Source organism: Nocardia sp. NPDC052112 (assembly GCF_040680135.1).
Taxonomy (GTDB): domain Bacteria; phylum Actinomycetota; class Actinomycetes; order Mycobacteriales; family Mycobacteriaceae; genus Nocardia.
On sequence record NZ_JBFAWD010000004.1, the window covers coordinates 219,544 to 238,743 of the forward strand.

Genomic DNA, 19,200 nt, shown 5'->3' on the forward strand with positions numbered 1-19,200 from the left:
TCACGATGGGCCGCGGCAGGTGGGTAACCTCTGATGACGTGAGCATTCAGGGAGCAGCAGCAGTCGGTATCGCCAATGTGACCGCGGACGGGACCGTATTGGATACGTGGTACCCGAATCCGGAGTTGGGCGCGTTCGGTGACACCGGGACCAAGCGCCTGGATGAGGCACCTACGGAATACGCGGCCCTGCTCGGATTCGACGAGGCGCGCGGGGTCGATGTGATCGCGGTGCGGACCACGATCGCCGATCTGTCGGCCGCCCCGGTGGATGCGCACGATGTGTACCTGCGGCTGCATCTGCTCTCGCATCGGCTGGTCAAACCGCATGAGGTGAGCCTGGACGGACAGTTCGGGCTGCTCAGCAATGTGGTGTGGACCAACCACGGTCCGGCCGCGGTGGAGGGGTTCGAGGCGACACGCGCCAAGCTGCGTGCGCGCGGCCCGGTCACCGTGTACAGCATCGACAAGTTCCCGCGGATGGTCGACTACGTCGTGCCCTCGGGTGTGCGCATCGGTGACGCCGACCGGGTCCGCCTCGGTGCGCATCTGGCCTCCGGCACCACGGTCATGCACGAGGGCTTCGTGAACTTCAACGCGGGCACCCTCGGCGCCTCCATGGTCGAGGGCCGCATTTCCGCGGGCGTCGTGGTCGGCGACGGCTCCGATATCGGCGGCGGCGCGTCCACCATGGGCACGCTGTCCGGTGGTGGCACCACCATCATCTCCATCGGTGAGCGTTCCCTGCTCGGCGCCAACTCCGGCCTCGGCATCCCGTTCGGTGACGACTGCGTCCTCGAGGCCGGTCTCTACCTGACCGCGGGCACCAAGGTCACCACTCCCGACGGCACGGTGGTCAAGGCCGCAGAGCTCAGCGGACAGAACAACCTCCTGTTCCGCCGCAATTCCACCACCGGTGCCGTCGAGGTCGTCCCGCGCAAGGGCACCGGCATCGAACTCAACGCCGACCTGCACGCCAATGATTGAGCTCCCCCGCCTCCCCGAGTCTTCAAGCGCCAGACGCGAGCGCGGCAACTGTGACATCGGCGGGCGGCGGTAGGGCGACCGGCAAGTTGGCCCGTCCCCGACGAGTTACCGATGTACATGCGAAATGAGTTGTCTCGGTGCGCTGCAATGCGGATCTACTACCTCGGCGGTGGGGGCGAATGCTGCGAGGCGGACCGCTATGCGTGGGTGACGCCGGTTTCCAAACCGAAGGCGATCACTCGGGTGGGGTGGATGCGGATCATTTCTCGGGAGACGCCGGAGATGTAGGGCTCCACATCGGTCAATTGTTCCGCGGTGCCGCGGATTTCCAGGCAGCGGACGCGCCACGGCTGGACCGAGGCGACGTCGTCGACGACGAAGGCGATGCGGTTGTTGGTTGCGATATTGCGGAATTTCCAGGACTTGCCCATATTCCAGCCCGCGATATCGATGGTGCCGAGGTCGGCGTTGTAGCGGAAGCCGACCGGGCTGTTCTGGGGTGAGCCGTCGGGGCGTACGGTCGCCAGTCGGCCCAGCCGTTGGGTGGCCAGGTAGTCGATTTGTTCGGGTGTCAGTGCTGCGCTCATACCAGCGACCGTAAAACCTGAACTGAAGTAGAGGTCAAGCCGTTCAGCCGAGCAGCTTCTTCTGCACCTTCCCCATCGCATTGCGCGGCAGCGCATCCACCACGCGGACCTCGCGCGGGCGCTTGTGCACCGAAAGCTGTTCGGCCACATGCTCGATGAGGGTCTTCTCGATGGAATCCGCTGCGCCACCGCGCAGTACGACGTACGCGACGATCCGCTGCCCGAGATCGGCGTCGGGAACGCCCACCACCGCGACCTCGGCCACATCCGGATGTCCGAGCAGCACTGTCTCGACTTCACCGGCACCGATGCGATATCCACCGGACTTGATGAGATCGACCGATTCCCGGCCGACGATGCGGTGGAAACCATCGGCATCGATCGCCGCCACATCACCGGTTTTGAACCAGCCGTCCGCGGTCCGGCATTCGGCGGTCGCCTCGGCCCGGTTGTAGTAGCCGTCGAACAGCATCGGACCGCGCACCTGCAGGCCACCGATGCTCGCACCGTCGTGCGGGATATCCGCCCCGGCCTCGTCCCGCAACCGGGTCTCGACACCCGCGACGGGCGTGCCGACCCATCCGGGACGGCGTTCCCCGTCGAACCGAGTGGACAGCGTGATCATTGTTTCACTCATGCCGTACCGTTCGATCGGCGCGTGCCCGGTGAGTTCGCGCAGCCGTTCGAACACCGGCACGGGCAGCGGCGCACTACCCGAGACGAGTAGCCGCGCATCCGCCAATTTCCGTGCGGCATCAGGGTCTTCGACAATGCGCGACCACACGGTCGGCACCCCGAAATACAGGGTGCCGCGCGCGTTGGCATATGCCTGTGGGGTCGGCTTACCGCTGTGGATCAGCGGACTGCCCACCCGCAGCGGCCCGAGCAGACCGAGGATCAGCCCGTGCACGTGGAACAGCGGAAGACCGTGCACCAGCACGTCGTTCGGCGTCCACGCCCACGCGTCGGCGAGCGCGTCGAGCCCGGCGGCAATGGCACCGCGATTCAGCACGACTCCCTTGGGCAGACCGGTGGTCCCCGATGTGTACAGCACGAATGCCGCTGTGGCAGCGTCGGGTTCTGGGTAGGTGTGCCAGGAGCGCGCGTGCACGCGCACCGGAACAACCGGCAGATTTGTCCCCTCCGGTGCGTCACCCAACCACGCCTGGGCGCCGGAATCGGTGAGGATATGCGCCAGCTCGGCGGCTCCGGAATCAGGTGGCACCGGCACCACTGTCACCCCGGCGATGAGACAGCCGACCACCGCGAGCACCGTCGTCACGGTCGGTCCCGCCAGTACCGCCACCCTATCGGCGCGCGCGATGCGCTCGGCCACCGACGTTGCCGCGCCGAGCAGATCACTGCGCGACAATGTCACCCCGTCGATGGTGACGGCATCCGGAATATCCGCTCCCCCGGCGACAGCGAGCGGATTGAGCGAACGAAGTAGCTGCGGCGGACCGAATGACATTCGCTCACGCTACTTCGGCACCGCACCGCGTCACCACGCTCCCCCGCCGAGCCGCCTCGACCACAACGTGACGGTTGACACACTCGTGAGACGGTGAGAATGTTTAAGCAATTCCTTCTCAACGATGAGCACGGGGTCGCCAGTGACCAGCCCGTTTCGCAAACCCGCGTCCACACCCGCCGAGGGCTCCTTCGATATCGAGCGGTACCTCGACGGTTCCGCCGCATTCTTCGGCGGTACGGCGAATGTCATCATGCAGCTGAGCGCGCTGCCGGTCGGCTACGGCGTGCTGGAGAGCACCGTCGACAGCGGCAAGGTCATGCTGCATCCGATCAAGCGGCTGCGCACCACCCTCACCTATCTCTCGGTCGCCATGCTCGGCACCGATGACGAACGCGACGCCTATCGCGACGCGGTGAACCTGTCGCATCGCTCGGTCAAGTCGACAGCCGCAAGTCCGGTGCAGTACAACGCCTTCGATCCCGCACTGCAGCTCTGGGTGGCCGCCTGCCTCTACTGGGGAGCCTGCGATCTCTACGAGCGGATGCACGGCCCGATGCACGACGCCGACGCGGACGCCTTCTACCGCTACGCGTCTCGTCTGGGCACCACCCTGCAAATGCGTCCGGAATTGTGGCCCACCGACCGCACCGCCTTCGACGAGTACTGGACCGAACATCTCGCGAAGACCACCATCGATCCCCCGATCCGCGACTACTTCAACGAGCTGATCGACCTGAAGATGTTCCCGCGCCCCGCCCGCATACCGTTCGCCCGGCTCCACCGCTTCGTGGTCACCGGACTGCTGCCCGAACATCTGCGCGACCAGATGGGCATGACCTGGAACGCGGACGATGATCGCAAGCTCGCCGGAATCCTGCGCACCCTCGGCTCGATCACCGCTCGAATACCCAAGCAGGCCAGGATGTTTCCGATCAATGCCTACCTGTGGGATATGCGCATTCGCCGGCGGCTCGGCCTGCGCCTGGTGTGACCACGGGCAGTCGGCAGGGTGGCGAGCTACAGCCGGAACGAGACGACCACATGGTCGCGCGCGAACTTGCGGATCGCGGCATCGTCATCGAGCGGAAGGACCGTTTGCGGAGTCAGCGCCAAGGACAGCGCCGTCCGAGCGATCATCTCGGCGAGTGGCTCCGGATCGTATTCGGGCAACTTGCGCTCGGCCTGCAGCCGGGTGATGAATTCGGCCAGATAGTCACGACCGAGTTCGAGCACCGGCGCGCCCTTGACCGTGAGATACGGCAGCACGATCTCCGGCTCGGTCTTCAATAACCGGTCGAGCAGCTTATTGCCGCGCAGCCCGTTCAGGAAGGCCACGAACAACTCGACGATCTGATCCTCGGCGCCCGCATCGCGATCGACCTGCCGCTGCTGTGCCGCATCCACCTCCGCGACGAATTGGCGCGCCTGCCGCATCCCGACGGCCTGGATGAGATCGGATTTGCTCGCGAACCGCCGATAGAGCGTGGCCAGCGAAAGTCCGCACCGCCGCGCGACCTCCACCATGCTGGTCCGTTTGATACCGAAGTCCAGAAACGCCAGCAATGCGGCATCCAGCACCCGCGTCTGATTGCGGTCCTCCGGACCGGTGCTACGTACCAACGCCAGCAGCCTGGTCAGCGTCGCCATAACTTCCACCCCTATTCCGCTCCGATGACACGATGACACCGCTAGCATCGCATGCCATCAACCGCCGCCACCCACGAACGCCCCGAAAGCGTGATTGACACTATCGCGAGGCAATGAGAAGGTTATCGAAGAACCTTCTCACCATTCGCGCGCGTTGCGGATGGCTACAGAAAGGCGAGGTCAATGATGACCGACCCCCTCCGCAGTGCCGATTACCTGCCGATTCCCGACCGAGTGGATCCCACCGCGGCCGAGCCCGTCACCCCGGAGACCGTCGAGGAGTACATCGACGGAGTCGCGGCCTTCCTGGGCGGCGCAGCCAATGTGATCATGCAGTTGAGCCTGCGCCCCGTCGGACGCGGCGTGCTGGAGAGCACTGTCGACAGCGGCAAGGTCACGCTGCATCCGATCAAACGGCTGCGCACCACGCTGAGCTATCTCGCGGTCGCGCTGATGGGCTCCGATGCGGAGCGCGAGCTGTACCGGGACGCGGTCGACGAATCGCATCGGCCGGTCCGCTCGACCTCGGCGAGTCCGGTGAAATACAACGCCTTCGATCCCGGATTGCAACTCTGGGTGGCCGCCTGCCTCTACTGGGGCATCGACGATCTCTACACCCGCATGCACGGGCCGATGAATCCCGATGTGGCCGAGGAGTTTTACCGGTACTGCGCCAGGCTCGGCACCACCTTGCAAATGCAACCGGAGATGTGGCCCGCCGATCGCGCCGAGTTCCAACGGTATTGGGACGAGAATCTGCCGAAGCGCGGTATCGAACCCGCCCTGCGCGACTACTTCGACGACCTCATCGATCTGGAGATGTTGCCGCGTCCGGTTCGATTCGTCTTCGCCAAGCTCCAGCGGTTCGTCGTAACCGGCCTGCTGCCACCGCATTTGCGCAACGAGATGCGGATGACCTGGACCCAGCGCGATCAGCGGCGCTTCGATCGGCTGCTCCGAGCGATTTCGGCGGTGCACACCCGACTGCCGAAGCGATTGCGGATGTTTCCGTTGAACGCATACATGTTCGACGTTCGCCGCCGCATCCGATTGGGTAAACCGCTCGTATAACGGGATCGTTTGACAGCCCATCGAGGTGATGAGAAGGTTAATAACAATTCTTCTCATCACCTTTCGATTGTCGCTGCTCAACCCCCCGAAAGACGAGGCCAACGATGACCTTGCCGCTACCCGCGGAGCCACCCGATCCGGTACCCACCTGCCGCTACGGCACCGTCGACAACTTCGCGATGGACGAATTCTGGAGCGGCGTCGCGGCCTTCCTCGGCGGAACGGCGAATGTCGTCATGCAGTTGAGCCTGCGGCCGGTCGCCTACGGTGTCATGGAGAGCTCGGTCGAATCCGGCCGGATCGATGTGCACCCATGGAAGCGGACGCGCACCACGCTGACCTACCTGGCGGTGGCGCTGCTCGGCACCGAGGAAGACCGTGCGAATTACCGCGAGGCTGTCAACGGTTCACATCGCGCAGTGCATTCCGAGCCCGGCGCCGCGATCAAATACAACGCCTTCGATCCGAAGCTGCAACTGTGGGTGGCCGCCTGTTTGTACTGGGGCTTGGTCGATCTGGAGGAGCGGCTGCACGGACCGATGGATGAGGACACCGCGGATGTGCTCTACCAGTACGCCGCTCGGCTCGGCACCACCCTGCAGATGCGGCCGGAAATGTGGCCGCGCGACCGAAAAGCCTTCCAGGAGTACTGGAATGCCAATCTCGCGACCAAGACCGTCGATGCCAGGACCCGCGCATACTTCAACGACCTCATCGATCTGAAAATGGTCGCCTGGCCGCTGCGCGTTTTACTCGCCCGGCTGCAGCGGTTCTTGGTGACCAGTCTGCTGCCACCACACCTGCGCGCCGAGATGCGCATGGAGTGGAGCGACCGCCAGGAGCGCTTCGCGAACAAACTGCTGCGTGCGATCGGTGCCGTGCACCGCCTACTACCGAAGCCCGTCCGGCTCTATCCGATGAACCTCTGTCTGTGGGATATGCGCAGGCGGCATCGTCTCGGCAAGCCGCTCGTCTGAGTTCACCCGCCCCGCCGGCTCCGCCGGCCACCATCCCCCCGAGTTCACCCGACCCGCCGGCTCCGCCGGCCACCATCCCCCGAGTTCACCCACCCCGCCGGCTCCACCGGCCACCATCCCCCGAGTTCACCCGCCCCGCCGGCTCCGCCGGCCACCATCCCCCCGAGTTCACCCACCCCGCCGGCTGCCATCCGCTAGGACTTGCTGACCAACGCGCGCAGAAAGAATGTCAGGTTGGCCGGACGTTCGGCGAGGCGGCGGGTCAGGTAGCCGTACCACTGGCTGCCATATGGCACATATACCCGCACGGCATTGCCCGTGGCGGCCAAACGCAACTGCTCGGGATCGCGAATGCCGTAGAGCATCTGGTATTCGAATCGGTCCGGGCCACGGCCGGTTTCGGCGGCCAGCTGTTCGGCGGCGAGGACGAGCAACGGATCGTGAGTGGCCACCATCGGGTAACCATCACCGCCCATCAGGATCTCCAGACAGCGCAGGTAGGAATCGGTCACCTCGGTGGAGCGCTGATACGCGATTGTATGCGGTTCCCGATAAGCGCCCTTGCACAGGCGAATTCGGGATCCCGGACCGGACAGTTCGCGGCAGTCGGACTCGGTGCGATGCAGATAGGCCTGCAATACCGCACCGAGCCAAGGGAATTCGGTGCGCAGCTGACGAACCGCGGCAAGCGTGGACTCCGTGGTGGTGTGGTCCTCCGCGTCGACGGTGACCCACACCCCGGCCTGGGCCGCCTTGGTGCACAGCATGCGCAGGTTCTCGGTGGCAATGGCCGGGCCATCCGCGGGCAGTGCCTGCCCGAGCGCGGACAGTTTCACCGATACCTCGGTGCGGGCCGCGGCTTCTCCGAAGCCGTTCCATGCCGCCAGATCGTTGATCAGCGAATGGTATTCGGCCACCGTGGCATCGGCCTGCGCACGATCGGTGGTGTTCTCCCCGAGGAAGTCGACGCTGATCAGCCGACGGCTCGCCAGCAATTCCCGCACTACCGGAAGCAATTCGGCACGGCCCTCGCCCGCCACGAAGCGCCGGACGATCTCCGCGGTCACCGGCGTCGCGGTCAGGATGCGCTTCATCCGTGGCGAAGCGGAGGCCGCGAGTATGACCGGCCGCAATGGATTCATTTCGACCCCATGTGCGGATACCGGTGATCACCCGGCGGCACGAAGGTCTCCTTGATCGTGCGTGGCGCGACCCAGCGCAGCAGGTTCAGCGGCGAACCCGCCTTATCGTCGGTGCCCGACGCGCGCGCGCCGCCGAAGGGCTGCTGACCGACGACCGCGCCGGTCGGCTTGTCATTGATATAGAAGTTGCCCGCGGCGAATCGCAATGCAGCCGAGGCCTGGTCGATGGCCTTGCGGTCCTGAGCGAAGATCGCGCCGGTCAATGCGTAGGGTGCCGCCGACTCCACCTCGGCCAATACCGCCGCGTAGGAGCCGGGTTCGGCATCGTCGTAGACGTGCACGGCGAGAATGGGACCGAAATATTCGGTGGCGAAGGCATCGTCGTGCGGATCGTCCGCCACCAGCACCGTCGGCCGGACGAACCAGCCCTCGCTGTCGTCGTATTCGCCGCCCGCCGGAATGGCGACACCCGCCGACTTGGCGCGTTGGATGGCGGCCACATTCTTGTCGTAGGCGCGGCGATCGATCAGTGCCCCACCGAAATTCGTCAGATCGGCGACATCGCCATAGCTGAGTTCGCGGGTCAGTTGGAGGAAATCGTCACCGATCGTGCGCCATACCGAGCGTGCGATATAGGCACGGGACGCCGCCGAACATTTCTGGCCCTGATATTCATAGGCACCGCGAATCAGCGCGGTACGCAAGGCATCCGGATCGGCCGATGGGTGCGCGACAATGAAATCCTTGCCGCCGGTCTCACCCACCAACCGTGGATATGAACGGTAGCGGCCGATATTCGCGCCGACCTGGGACCACAGGAACTGAAATGTCTTGGTGGAACCGGTGAAGTGGATACCGGCCAGTCGCGGATCGACGAGCGCGACCTCCGACAATTCGATACCGTCGCCGGTCACCATGTTGATGACCCCCGGCGGCAGTCCGGCCGCCTCCAGCAGCCGCATCGTGTAGAAGGCGGCGAGCGTCTGCGTCGGCGAGGGCTTCCACACCACGGTATTGCCCATCAATGCGGGCGCGGTCGGCAGATTGCCCGCGATGGCGGTGAAGTTGAAAGGCGTGATCGCGTAGACGAACCCCTCCAGCGGGCGGTAGTCCATCTGGTTCCACACCCCGGCGCTCGACTGCGGCTGCTGCTGCAGAATCTGGCGCGCGAAGGCCACATTGAAGCGCCAGAAGTCGACCAATTCGCACGGCGCATCTATTTCGGCCTGCTGCACCGTCTTGGATTGACCGAGCATGGTGGCGGCGGCGACCGTCTCCCGCCACGGGCCGGCCAACAGATCCGCCGCCCGGAGGAAGATGGCCGCCCGGTCGTCGAAGGCCGTGGCGCGCCAGCCGGGCGCCGCCGCGGCCGCGGCCTCGATGGCGCCGTGGGCTTCCGAATGTGTGGTGTCGGTGTAGGTACCGAGCACATGCCGATGTCGGTGCGGGGCGACGATAAGGTGCCGCGCCCCGATGCCCGGCCGGTGTTTGCCCCCGATGACCAGCGGAACATCGATGGATTCACCGGCGATCTCGGTGAGCTTGGTGATCAGCAATTCCCGCTCAGGGCTGCCCGGCGCGTAGGAATGCACCGGCTCGTTGCTCGGGACAGGGACTACCGTGACAGCGTCCATACCCCAGGCTAACGCCGTTGCCTGGTCGTCGGGCGTGACCGCGGGACGTGTCGGCGCGGCTCAGGTCAGGCGTTGCGCTGCGGCCGCTATGCGTTCGTCGGAGGCGGTCAGCGCGATGCGCACATACTCGCCCGCGCCCGGCCCGTAGAAGTCACCGGGTGCGGCGAGGATGCCGCGCTCGGCCAGCCAGTCCAGGGTCGTGCGGCACGGTTCGCCCCTGGTGGACCACAGGTACAGGCCCGCTTCGGAGTGATCGATGCGGAAACCGGCGTCCTGCAAAGCCTTTCGCAGCACCTCACGCCGCGCACGGTAGCGCTCACGCTGCCCTGCCTCGTGGGCGTCGTCACCGAGTGCGGCCGTCATGGCCGCCTGGATCGGGAACGGCACCATCATGCCGGAGTGCTTGCGCACCTCGAGCAATTCGGCGACCAGCTCCGCATCCCCCGCCACGAATCCGGCCCGGTAGCTGGCCAGGTTGGAGGTCTTCGACAGCGAGTGCACCGCGAGCAGCCCGGTGTGGTCGCCGCCGCATACCTCGGGGTCGAGGATAGAAACGGCGCGACCGTCCCAGGACAAGCCCAGGTAGCACTCGTCGGACGCCACGATCGCGCCGCGCTCACGCGCGAACTGCACCACCTTGCGCAGATGCTCGACACCGAGCACCTTCCCGGTCGGGTTCGACGGGGAGTTCACGTAGATAAGGGCAGGCGAGGCCGGACCCAACTGGGTCAGGCCATCCGCCCGCACCACCTCGGTACCGGCCAGAAGCGCACCCACCTCATAGGTCGGATACGCGACTTCCGGGATGACGACCAGATCGTCCGCGCCGAGGCCGAGCAGCCGCGGCAGTCCGGCGATCAGTTCCTTGGTGCCGATCACCGGCAGCACCGCGGCCGGGTCGAGTCCGGTGATCCCGTAGCGCCGCTTCAGTGCGTCGACCGCCGCGGCCCGCAGTTCGGGCGTGCCGTGCGTGGTCGGATAGCCGGGCACCTGCGCGACCGAACTCAGTGCCGCGCGGATCAGCGGGTCCACCGGATCGACCGGGGTGCCGACCGAGAGGTCGACGATCCCGTCCGGATGCGCGGCGGCCTTCGCCTTCGCCGCCGCGATGGTGTCCCAGGGGAAATCCGGCAGCAGAGCGCTGACCCGGCGACGCGGTGACACAGAACTCACTCAGTACCCATTACTCATTCGGTCGCCAACGGCGAACTGCTCATTCGGTCGCCATCGGCGGAAGCTCTTTGATGAACGGCGGGTCGTAATCCACCTTGCCGACCTTCGTCGCACCGCCGGGCGAGCCCAGCTCGTCGAAGAAGTCGACATTGGCGTTCACGTATCCGCTCCACTGGTCCGGGGTGTCGTCTTCGTAGAAGATCGCCTCCACCGGGCACACCGGCTCACATGCACCACAGTCCACGCACTCGTCGGGATGGATGTACAGCATGCGACCACCCTCGTAGATGCAATCCACGGGGCATTCCTCGATGCATGCCTTGTCCTTCACGTCAACGCACGGTTCAGCGATGATGTACGGCACTGCCGCTCTCCTAGTCTGTCCTCACGGGGATAGTCCGCCCAGCGTCACACTATCCCGGCAGCCCAGGTTACTCCGGGTCAGCCTGCCCTAACCAACTTCGTCTTGCGTGCCACTCGCTGTATTCGAAACACCCCTGGCATCCGCGCCTTTGCGAATCCGCCGGGCGCACCGACCGGAAATCTGGTACCGGCCCGGTGCCGCTAGCCCACTGTCAGTGGCAGCGCCGCGGAGATCTTCCGTGGTGGAACCCCATAAGTGGTAGTGCGTTCGCGCACCGGACGGCCGATGCCCTCGGCGATCTCGGCGAGTTCCGCGACGGTCTTGGCGGAGCCGTGTTGCGATCCGGCCATGCGGGAGATGGTCTCCTCCATCAAGGTACCGCCCAGGTCGTTGGCACCGCCGTTGAGCATTATGCGGGTGCCCGCCGTGCCGAGTTTCACCCAACTGGTCTGGATGTTATCGATGCGGCCGTGCAACATGATCCGCGCGAGAGCATGCGCCGCGCGGTTGTCCCGAATGGTCGGGCCCGGTCGCGCCGCGCCGGCCAGGTACAGCGGCGCGCTCTGGTGCACGAACGGCAGCAGGACGAATTCGGTGAAACCGCCTGTCTCGTCCTGGATTCCGCGCAGCACCCGCAGGTGTCCGACCCAGTGCTTCGGATTGTCCACGTGGCCGTACATCATCGTGGAACTCGAACGCACGCCGACCTGATGCGCGGTAGTGATCACCTCGACCCATGCGGAGGTCGGCAGCTTGCCCTTGGTGAGCACCCAGCGCACCTCGTCGTCGAGGATTTCCGCGGCCGTACCGGGAATCGTGTCCAGTCCGGCTTCCTTCAGCGCGACCAGCCAGTCGCGAATGCTCTGCCCGCCGCGCGAGGCGCCGTTCACGATCTCCATCGGGCTGAACGCGTGCACATGCATCGATGGCACCCGCTGTTTGATCGCGCGGACCAGATCGGCATAGCCGGTGACCGGGAGGTCCGGATCGATGCCGCCCTGCATGCAGATTTCGGTCGCGCCGTCGACGTGCGCCTCCCAGGCACGGTCGGCGACCTCGTCCATGCTCAGGGTGAAGGCATCGGCATCGCCCTTGCGCTGGGCGAATGCGCAGAAGCGGCAGCCGGTGTAGCAGATATTGGTGAAGTTGATATTCCGGTTCACCACATAGGTGACATCGTCGCCGTTGACCTCGCGGCGCAGTTGGTCGGCGAGTGCGGCCACCGCATCCAGTGCCGGTCCGTCGGCCGTTGCCAGCGCGAGGTATTCGGCGTCGGTGAGCCCGGCCGGATCGTTTTCCGCGGCGCGCAGCGCGGCGAGCACCTCGGAATCGAGCCGCTCGGGTGCCGCTACGGCCAGATCACGGGCCTGTTCGCGAATGGTGTCCCAGTCGCCGAAGGCCCCGACCACATCCTGACCGAGAGCGGAATCGCTGCGGCTCTCGGTGTTTCGGCCCTCGGTATCGATCGAGATATTGAGATCGATGCGGCCCGCGGAGTCCCACGACTCGTCCGGTTCCTGCCAGGGCAGGCCGACCGGCATCGCATCCGGATTCGCCAGACCGGTTTTCGGATCGGTGAGCGCGGCCACGTGGGCGCCGATGCGCGGATCGACCCATGGGTTGCCCGCGCGCACGTATTTCGGATGCGCCGAGGTGCGTTCGACGAGTCGGTAGCCCGCGGCCTCGGTGATCTCGCGCAACGTATCGAGGTTCGGCCAGGGCCGTTCCGGGTTCACGTGGTCGGGGGTGACCGGCGAGACGCCGCCCCAGTCATCGATGCCCGCATCTATCAGGGCCCGGCATTCCTCGTGCGACACCAGGTTCGGCGGCGCCTGCACCGGAACGTCGGGGCCGAGCAGCAGCCGGGTAACCGCGATGGTGGCCCGGAACTCCGCCATACCCGCGTCCGGAACATCACGCATGGCGGTGTCGTCCTTGGCGCGGAAGTTCTGGATGATCACCTCCTGGATATGTCCGAAGGCCTTGTGCTGCTTGCGAATCGCCATGATCGAGTCGGCGCGCTCGGTCAGCGTTTCGCCGATGCCGACCAGAATGCCGGTGGTGTAGGGCACCGAGAGCCGACCGGCGTCGGTAATCGCGCGCAGCCGCACCGCCGGATCCTTATCCGGACTTCCGTAGTGGCAGTTGCCCTTTTCGGTGAACAGGCGGGTGGCGGTGGTCTCGAGCATCATGCCCATGGACTGCGCCACCGGCTTGAGCCGCGAGATCTCCGCCCAGCTCATGACGCCCGGATTCAGATGCGGCAGCAGACCGGTCTCCTCGAGCACCATGATCGAGACGGCGCGCAAGTAGTCCAGTGTGGAGTCGTAACCGCGTTCGTCGAGCCACTGCGCGGCCTCCGGCCAGCGGTCCTCGGGCCGGTCGCCGAGGGTGAACAGCGCCTCCTTGCAGCCGAGCTCGGCACCGCGACGCGCGATATCCAGCACCTCGTCGGGCTCCAGGAACATACCCTTGCCCTCGGCGCGCAGCTTGCCGGGCACCGTGACGAAGGTGCAGTAGTGGCATTTGTCCCGGCAGAGCTTGGTCAGCGGGATGAAGACGTTGCGCGAATAGCTGATGGTCTTGGGCCGACCCGCCGATTCCAGTCCGGCATCGCGCACCCTGGCGGCGCTGCGACACAGGTCGACGAGGTCGTCACCGCGTGCGTGCAGCAGGACGGCGGCCTCGTCCACATTCAGTGTCACACCGTCGCGGGCCCGCCGCAGCGCACGGCGCATAGCCGACGGCGTTGGCGGTGCGGGCGGGATGCTCGGGGTCGCTAGCTCGGTCACGCCCTCGATCATGCGCTACACATCCTGGGCTGTCTCCCTCCAGTGCTTGTGAGGGGTGATAACTGTGGTGTTTCGCGCAGTATTCCGGGTTGTCGGGGCGAATTATTCCCGTGCAGGTAGGTGGGTTGGGGACGCGGAGCGAGGACACGGCCGGGCCGTGACGTGCAACCATGGCAGCATGTCGCAGCCGCGCACGATCATGGCCGATCCGGCCTGGCGTCCCAGCCCCAAGGCCAAGCTCTTGTGGACGATTCAGGCCGCGATGGGGTGGGTTGTTCCCGTCGTGGCTCTGATCGTCTGGGTTGCCGTCGACTCCGGGCACCGCGGGGCGCAGCTGGTGGTGTTCGCGGCGGGGCTCGCACTCGCGGCGCTGACCATCGGGGTGGTGCCGCTGTGGCGGTACGCGGTGCATCGGTGGGAGGTGACCGATGAGGCGGTATACACCCGAGTCGGGTGGTTGACCGTGGCGAGCCGGGTGGCGCCCATCTCCCGGGTGCAGACCGTCGATACCGAGCGCGGGCCGCTGGAGCGATTGCTCGGGTTGGCGACGGTGACCGTGACGACGGCGTCCTCGGCCGGTGCGGTGCGGATCTCCGCGCTCGATCTACCGGTCGCCGAACAAACTGTCACGCGGTTGACCGAAATCGCCGCATTGCACCGCGGGGATGCGACGTGAATACCTACCTACCGCAGACCGATCTCGCGCCGGATGCGGAGCAGCCCTGGTTGCGGCTGGATAAGCGAATGTTGTTGGTACACCCCATCAACGAGGTCGTGAAGTTCATCCCCGTGCTGATCGGGTCGGTGATCCTCGGCACAAATACCGGCAACCATTTGTGGGGGCTCATCGCATTGGCGGCGATCGTCGGCTTCGCGTTGACGCGCTGGTTCACCACCACCTATCGAGTCGGGCCGACACACGTCGAGTTGCGGACCGGGTTGATTCGGCGCAAGAAACTGTCGGTACCGCGGTCACGGATCCGGTCGGTCGACATCGAGGCCGATCTGTTGCATCGGGTGCTCGGGCTCGCGGTCTTGGCGATAGGGACCGGGCAGCACGCGGATTCGGGTGAGAAATTCAAGCTCGATGCGTTGGATGCCGATGTGGTGCCGGGGTTGCGGGCAGCGCTGCTCGCGCATACGGCGCTCGACGCCGCACCGGAATCCGCTGCCGGGCAACAGATTCCAATCGAGACGCCGCTCCGGAAAGACCTGCCGGTGTCCGGGAACGCCCGGGAGATCGGACACTGGCGAGCTAGCTGGGTGCGTTACGCGCCGCTGTCGCTGACCGGTTTCGCGATCATCGCACCCATTGTCGGTTTGGCATTTCAGTACGGGTTCGGCGAAATTGTGTTCAGTTCGGACACCGTGCGCAATATCGAGGACGGTAGCGCGGTGCTGATCGCTGTCGCCATCGCACTGCTGATCGGCGCGATCGTGGTGATTGTCAGTCTCGCCGCGTGTACACGTTATCTGACAACGTATTTCGGGCTGCGGGTGCTCGACAACGACCGCACATTGCACCTGCGCCACGGACTGTTCACGACCAGACAGATCACCTTGGACCTAGCTCGTTTCCGCGGCGCGACCGTCAACGAGCCGCTACTGCTTCGCCTGGCCGGTGCCGCCGAACTCGAAGCCATCATGACCGGCCAGAGCCCGCGTCAGAAAATCTTACCCCAGGCGCCGCGTTCCGCGATCGAGAGCACCCTCGCGGAATTGCTGGCACCCCGGGGTGCCAGGCCTGCCGGTGCCGCGACGGCGAGCACCGCACCGCTGATCGCGCATGGCCCGGCCGCTCGCCGCCGTCGGTACACCCGTGCGCTGAGCCCGATCCTGATCCCGGCGGCCGCGATGCTGATCAGTTCCCTTGCCGGAGTGGACTTTTCACCATGGTGGTGGCTGCTGCCCGCGCTCACGGCCGCGATCGCCGCCGCGCTGGCCGCCGACCGTTATCGCGGCCTCGGCCACGCCGTGCTACCCGCCACCGAGAGCAGTCCGGCCTGGCTCATCACCCGTTCCGGCTCGCTCGACCGCGACCGCGACTGCCTGGAGGCCCCCGGCATTATCGGTTGGACTGTCCGCCAATCCTTTTGGCAGCGCCGCTCCGGCATCGCCACCGTAGTGGCCGCCACCGCAGCCGGTAAGAAGCGGTATCTCGTGGTCGACATTCCGCTCGAACAAGCGTGGGACCTCATCGAATCGGCAACCCCCGGCCGCCTCGGCACCCGCTGACGCCCCGTCCCGTCCGGCGACCGAACGGCGAATCAGCTGGCGGCCGAGCGTGATCGGCTCGGGTCGGCGAGGAAGTCACGAAGTATCGCGGCCACCCGGTCTGGAGTTTCGACATTGGGTGAGTGGCCCGCGGCGTCGATCACCTCGATCCGTGCGCCCGCCGCGGCGTATCGGTCGAGGGTGTTGCGCCAACGGTAGAGGCTGTCGTGCTTTCCGTGAATCACCAAGGCGGGCAGGTCGAGCGCGCGGAGCTGCGTATCCAGCGGCCGTGCGGCCAGGGCCTGCGGACGTTCCACCAAGACGGCGCGATTGGCGCGCCAGGACATCGCCCGGTGATCCGAGCGCAGCTGGGACCAGCCCGGCCCGGCGATATCCGGATCGAATCCGGGCGCGAATCCGGCGGCCAGCGCGCGGCGCAAGACCCGGTCGGTGTTGAGCAGCGCATGCACCGCCCGTCCGATCGGTGCCAATGCGAGCAGCCGCAATACCGGGCGCAGTACCTGAAGAATTCGGATCTCAGCGCAGTCCGGGGCCTGATCGACCACGACGACCTCGCTGACCCGACCGGACAGCTCGGCGAGTCCGAGCGCGCTGTCCGCACCCCACGAATGTCCGACCGCGGTGGCATCGGTGATATCCAGCCGCTCGAGCACGGCCGTCAGCATTTCGCTCTGCGAGCGCTGATCGAAGCCGGGTTCTCCGGTGGTACAACCGAATCCGAGCAGATCGACCCGGATCACCCGGTAGGTGTCGGCCAGCAGTGGGACCAGCCTGTCCCACCAGTGCACCGAACCCTCGAAACCGTGCAGCAATACGATGGGCTTGCCGTCGGCGGGCCCGTCCTGCCGAACGTGGATCGCACCGGCGGGCACCTGGACGAGTTCCCCGATCATGCGCCGTTCCATCATCGCTCCGTACCTAGCTGTCTGAGACCGTCGGCTCCGAGAATAGAGCGCGACCGAGTCGATCCAACCGTTCGTCCCGACTCGCACGGTGTCGCTGAACGATTGCCAGCTCCACGCCGAGTTCAATGGTGAGCGTGGTCGAGACCCCGACATCGCCGACGCGGGAGTTGCCCATTGCCGATCGCCGCGTGCGGCGAATGCAGCGCGGCGACAAATATCGACTGACCGCGATCGGCGGTTTGGCGGCGTTATCGCTGGATGCACTGTCCAGCGTGGCGTATGGGCCCGAGGCGATCGTGCTGGTGCTTGTCGCGGCGGGCGCGGCGGCGGTGTCGTGGACGCTGCCGGTATCGCTGGCGATCGCGGCCCTGTTGCTGGTATTGGTGCTGTCGTATCGGCAGGTAATCGCCGTACATCCGGATGGCGGCGGGTCCTACGCGGTGGCGAAGAAGGATCTCGGGCGCGGTGCCAGTCTGCTCGCGGCGGCGAGTCTGGTGGTCGACTATGTGCTCACCGTCGCGGTAAGCCTCGCGGCCGGTGCGGCCAGTTTGGCCAGTGCGTTTCCGGCGCTGGCCGATCATCTGCTTCTGATGACGCTGAGCGGACTCGCGGTGCTCACCGTGATCAATCTGATCGGGGTGGCCGAGTCGGCGAAAGTGCTGATGGGGCCGGCACTGCTGTTCATCGTCGCAATTCTCGCGCTGATTGTGGTCGGACTATTCCGCACGACACCGGTCGCGGTGATCGGCACCGATCTCGGGCCGATCGTACCGTTCGACACCATCGGAATTCTGTTGCTGCTCAAGGCATTTTCCGCCGGATGTTCGGCGCTGACCGGGGTCGAGGCGATTGCCAATGCCGTACCGTCGTTCCGGACGCCCTCGGTGCAACGGGCCCAGCACACCGAGGTCGCGCTCGGCGTGCTGCTGTGCACGATGCTGCTCGGGTTGGCACTGCTCATCCGCCATCATCACGCGGTGCCGCGCGGCGATGTCACTCTGCTCGCGCAATTGTCCGCGGCGGCATTCGGGACCGGATGGCCGTTCTATGTGACGAGTCTGGCCGTCACGCTGGCGCTGTGCCTGGCCGCGAATACCAGTTTCGGCGGACTGCCGGTATTGCTTTCACTGCTGGCGAAAGACCACCGGGTCGCCCACATGTTCGCGTTGCGCTCCGAGCGGCCGGTATTCCGCTACGGTGTTACGGCCCTTGCCATTCTGGCCGCCGCCGTGCTGCTGATCGTGCACGCCGAAACCCACCGCCTGCTACCGGTTTACGCGGTCGGCGTCTTCATCGGGTTCACCATCAGCCAGACCGGGCTGGTGCGGCACTGGCGCAAGCAGCGCGGCCCGGGGTGGATTCCGCGCGCCGTCCTCAACGGCTTCGGCGCACTGCTCACCGCGGTAGCGGCCGTGGTTCTGCTCATCGAGAAGTTCGAGGAGGGCGCCTGGCTACTGCTGATCATCGTGCCCGCGTTGATAACGCTGTTCGCCCGCACCGAAAACTACTACCGCGGCGTCGCCGATCAGCTCGGCCTCGGCCGCATCCCCGTCCTCCCACCACAATCACCGGATCAGGAACCGATGCTCATCGTGGTTCCGGTGGTCGCGGTCAGCGAGGTGACCGCCCGAGCTCTGCGCGCGGCCCAGGCCTTCGACGGCGAAATCGTGGCCGTCGCAGCCGAAATCGACCCCGCCGACACCCGCAGACTCAGCGCCCAGTGGAAGCAGTGGGATCCGGGCGTCCCCCTCACCGTCCTGCCAAGTCCACGCCGCAGCCTCATCACCACCCTGGTCGGCTACGTCCGAACCCGAACCCGAACCGGCCGCCAAGTCACCGTTCTGCTGGCCCAGGTAGAAGCCATCCACTGGTACCACCGTCCCCTCCACAACCCGCGCGGCCCCGTTCTGGCCGCCGCCCTCCGCGCCCGCACCGACGCCATAATCGCCAGCCTGGCCATTCGCCTCGACTGAGGCCTATTGCGTCCGACGGCGCCGCCATCGCCACCCCTGTCTCGAATCAGGAAGCACTATTGGACACGATCACATCCGTCGACCCGGCTGCCGCGGACGCGCTGCGTCGAACATCGCGCCGTCGAGATGCCGCACTTCGACAGCGACGGATCCGCCGATGCACCACCCGCACAAGACAATCCGCACCGGCCGATGACAGGGGACGAGATCCAGGCAGCCGACGACGCATACGTCGAGCGA

General features: G+C 66.0%; 16 protein-coding genes. 7 read left to right on the plus strand and 9 right to left on the minus strand.

Annotation, left to right across the window (positions count from 1 at the left end; translation table 11 throughout):
- Nucleotides 1-38: 38 nt before the first annotated feature.
- On the plus strand, nt 39-986 hold the full coding sequence (gene dapD, locus AB0L58_RS09425; protein WP_364383746.1) for a 2,3,4,5-tetrahydropyridine-2,6-dicarboxylate N-succinyltransferase: 948 nt from the start codon (nt 39-41) through the stop codon (nt 984-986).
- A 197-nt stretch (nt 987-1,183) separates the two neighbouring features.
- Here the strand turns inward: dapD and AB0L58_RS09430 are convergent, their stop codons facing one another.
- The gene (locus AB0L58_RS09430) at nt 1,184-1,573 is read right to left on the minus strand and encodes a PPOX class F420-dependent oxidoreductase (RefSeq protein ID WP_364383749.1); all 390 of its coding nucleotides are present in this window, start codon (nt 1,571-1,573) and stop codon (nt 1,184-1,186) included.
- Nucleotides 1,574-1,616: 43 nt separating this feature from the next.
- A complete protein-coding gene (locus AB0L58_RS09435; protein WP_364383752.1) occupies nt 1,617-3,044 on the minus strand; it encodes an acyl-CoA synthetase in 1,428 nt (475 codons plus the stop codon).
- A gap of 142 nt (nt 3,045-3,186) precedes the next feature.
- Between AB0L58_RS09435 and AB0L58_RS09440 the strand changes: the two genes are divergently transcribed.
- Nucleotides 3,187-4,038, plus strand: coding sequence for an oxygenase MpaB family protein (locus AB0L58_RS09440; protein WP_364383755.1), 852 nt, complete (start codon nt 3,187-3,189; stop codon nt 4,036-4,038).
- A 26-nt stretch (nt 4,039-4,064) separates the two neighbouring features.
- Here the strand turns inward: AB0L58_RS09440 and AB0L58_RS09445 are convergent, their stop codons facing one another.
- Nucleotides 4,065-4,694 (minus strand): TetR/AcrR family transcriptional regulator, encoded by a 630-nt coding sequence (locus AB0L58_RS09445; RefSeq protein ID WP_364383758.1) that lies wholly within the window; start codon nt 4,692-4,694, stop codon nt 4,065-4,067.
- Between the two features lie 186 nt (nt 4,695-4,880).
- On the opposite strand from AB0L58_RS09445, the gene AB0L58_RS09450 reads away from it, so the two are divergent.
- On the plus strand, nt 4,881-5,765 hold the full coding sequence (locus tag AB0L58_RS09450) for an oxygenase MpaB family protein (protein ID WP_364384539.1): 885 nt from the start codon (nt 4,881-4,883) through the stop codon (nt 5,763-5,765).
- Between the two features lie 104 nt (nt 5,766-5,869).
- On the plus strand, nt 5,870-6,742 hold the full coding sequence (locus tag AB0L58_RS09455) for an oxygenase MpaB family protein (RefSeq protein ID WP_364383761.1): 873 nt from the start codon (nt 5,870-5,872) through the stop codon (nt 6,740-6,742).
- Nucleotides 6,743-6,936: 194 nt separating this feature from the next.
- Here AB0L58_RS09455 and AB0L58_RS09460 read toward each other — a convergent pair whose 3' ends face one another.
- The 5 genes from AB0L58_RS09460 to AB0L58_RS09480 all read right to left on the minus strand — a co-directional run bounded on the left by AB0L58_RS09460 (nt 6,937) and on the right by AB0L58_RS09480 (nt 13,859).
- Entirely contained in the window at nt 6,937-7,884 is a 948-nt protein-coding gene (locus AB0L58_RS09460; protein ID WP_364383764.1) for a proline dehydrogenase family protein, read from the minus strand.
- Nucleotides 7,881-9,518 (minus strand): L-glutamate gamma-semialdehyde dehydrogenase, encoded by a 1,638-nt coding sequence (pruA, locus tag AB0L58_RS09465; RefSeq protein ID WP_364383767.1) that lies wholly within the window; start codon nt 9,516-9,518, stop codon nt 7,881-7,883. Before pruA ends, AB0L58_RS09460 begins: the two co-directional genes overlap by 4 nt.
- 60 nt (nt 9,519-9,578) lie before the next feature.
- Nucleotides 9,579-10,682 (minus strand): succinyldiaminopimelate transaminase, encoded by a 1,104-nt coding sequence (gene dapC / locus AB0L58_RS09470; protein ID WP_364384542.1) that lies wholly within the window; start codon nt 10,680-10,682, stop codon nt 9,579-9,581.
- A 49-nt stretch (nt 10,683-10,731) separates the two neighbouring features.
- Entirely contained in the window at nt 10,732-11,055 is a 324-nt protein-coding gene (fdxA, locus tag AB0L58_RS09475; protein WP_040695137.1) for a ferredoxin, read from the minus strand.
- Between the two features lie 200 nt (nt 11,056-11,255).
- Nucleotides 11,256-13,859, minus strand: a complete 2,604-nt coding sequence (locus AB0L58_RS09480) for a bifunctional FO biosynthesis protein CofGH (protein WP_364383770.1) — start codon at nt 13,857-13,859, stop codon at nt 11,256-11,258.
- 166 nt (nt 13,860-14,025) lie between these two features.
- Here AB0L58_RS09480 and AB0L58_RS09485 point away from each other — a divergent pair, with 166 nt between their 5' ends.
- Nucleotides 14,026-14,523 (plus strand): PH domain-containing protein, encoded by a 498-nt coding sequence (locus AB0L58_RS09485; RefSeq protein WP_364383773.1) that lies wholly within the window; start codon nt 14,026-14,028, stop codon nt 14,521-14,523.
- A gap of 68 nt (nt 14,524-14,591) precedes the next feature.
- Nucleotides 14,592-16,082 (plus strand): PH domain-containing protein, encoded by a 1,491-nt coding sequence (locus tag AB0L58_RS09490; RefSeq protein WP_364384544.1) that lies wholly within the window; start codon nt 14,592-14,594, stop codon nt 16,080-16,082.
- 32 nt (nt 16,083-16,114) lie between these two features.
- Here the strand turns inward: AB0L58_RS09490 and AB0L58_RS09495 are convergent, their stop codons facing one another.
- A complete protein-coding gene (locus tag AB0L58_RS09495; RefSeq protein ID WP_364383776.1) occupies nt 16,115-16,975 on the minus strand; it encodes an alpha/beta hydrolase in 861 nt (286 codons plus the stop codon).
- A 209-nt stretch (nt 16,976-17,184) separates the two neighbouring features.
- Here AB0L58_RS09495 and AB0L58_RS09500 point away from each other — a divergent pair, with 209 nt between their 5' ends.
- Nucleotides 17,185-18,960 carry an APC family permease gene (locus tag AB0L58_RS09500; RefSeq protein WP_364384547.1) on the plus strand — a complete coding sequence of 592 codons (1,776 nt, stop codon included), beginning with the start codon at nt 17,185-17,187 and terminating at the stop codon, nt 18,958-18,960.
- Nucleotides 18,961-19,200 lie beyond the last annotated feature (240 nt).

What these genes read in the sequence shown, in the direction of transcription:
- AB0L58_RS09500 (WP_364384547.1), top strand. Translation starts at nt 17,185, where the DNA reads ATGCAGCGCGGCGACAAATATCGACTGACCGCGATCGGCGGTTTGGCG.
- AB0L58_RS09490 (WP_364384544.1), top strand. Translation starts at nt 14,592, where the DNA reads ATGTTGTTGGTACACCCCATCAACGAGGTCGTGAAGTTCATCCCCGTG.
- AB0L58_RS09485 (WP_364383773.1), top strand. Translation starts at nt 14,026, where the DNA reads ATGTCGCAGCCGCGCACGATCATGGCCGATCCGGCCTGGCGTCCCAGC.
- AB0L58_RS09450 (WP_364384539.1), top strand. Translation starts at nt 4,881, where the DNA reads ATGACCGACCCCCTCCGCAGTGCCGATTACCTGCCGATTCCCGACCGA.
- AB0L58_RS09430 (WP_364383749.1), bottom strand. Translation starts at nt 1,573, where the DNA reads ATGAGCGCAGCACTGACACCCGAACAAATCGACTACCTGGCCACCCAA.
- AB0L58_RS09435 (WP_364383752.1), bottom strand. Translation starts at nt 3,044, where the DNA reads ATGTCATTCGGTCCGCCGCAGCTACTTCGTTCGCTCAATCCGCTCGCT.
- AB0L58_RS09495 (WP_364383776.1), bottom strand. Translation starts at nt 16,975, where the DNA reads ATGATCGGGGAACTCGTCCAGGTGCCCGCCGGTGCGATCCACGTTCGG.
- AB0L58_RS09480 (WP_364383770.1), bottom strand. Translation starts at nt 13,859, where the DNA reads ATGATCGAGGGCGTGACCGAGCTAGCGACCCCGAGCATCCCGCCCGCA.
- AB0L58_RS09455 (WP_364383761.1), top strand. Translation starts at nt 5,870, where the DNA reads ATGACCTTGCCGCTACCCGCGGAGCCACCCGATCCGGTACCCACCTGC.
- AB0L58_RS09445 (WP_364383758.1), bottom strand. Translation starts at nt 4,694, where the DNA reads ATGGCGACGCTGACCAGGCTGCTGGCGTTGGTACGTAGCACCGGTCCG.
- pruA (WP_364383767.1), bottom strand. Translation starts at nt 9,518, where the DNA reads ATGGACGCTGTCACGGTAGTCCCTGTCCCGAGCAACGAGCCGGTGCAT.
- AB0L58_RS09460 (WP_364383764.1), bottom strand. Translation starts at nt 7,884, where the DNA reads ATGAATCCATTGCGGCCGGTCATACTCGCGGCCTCCGCTTCGCCACGG.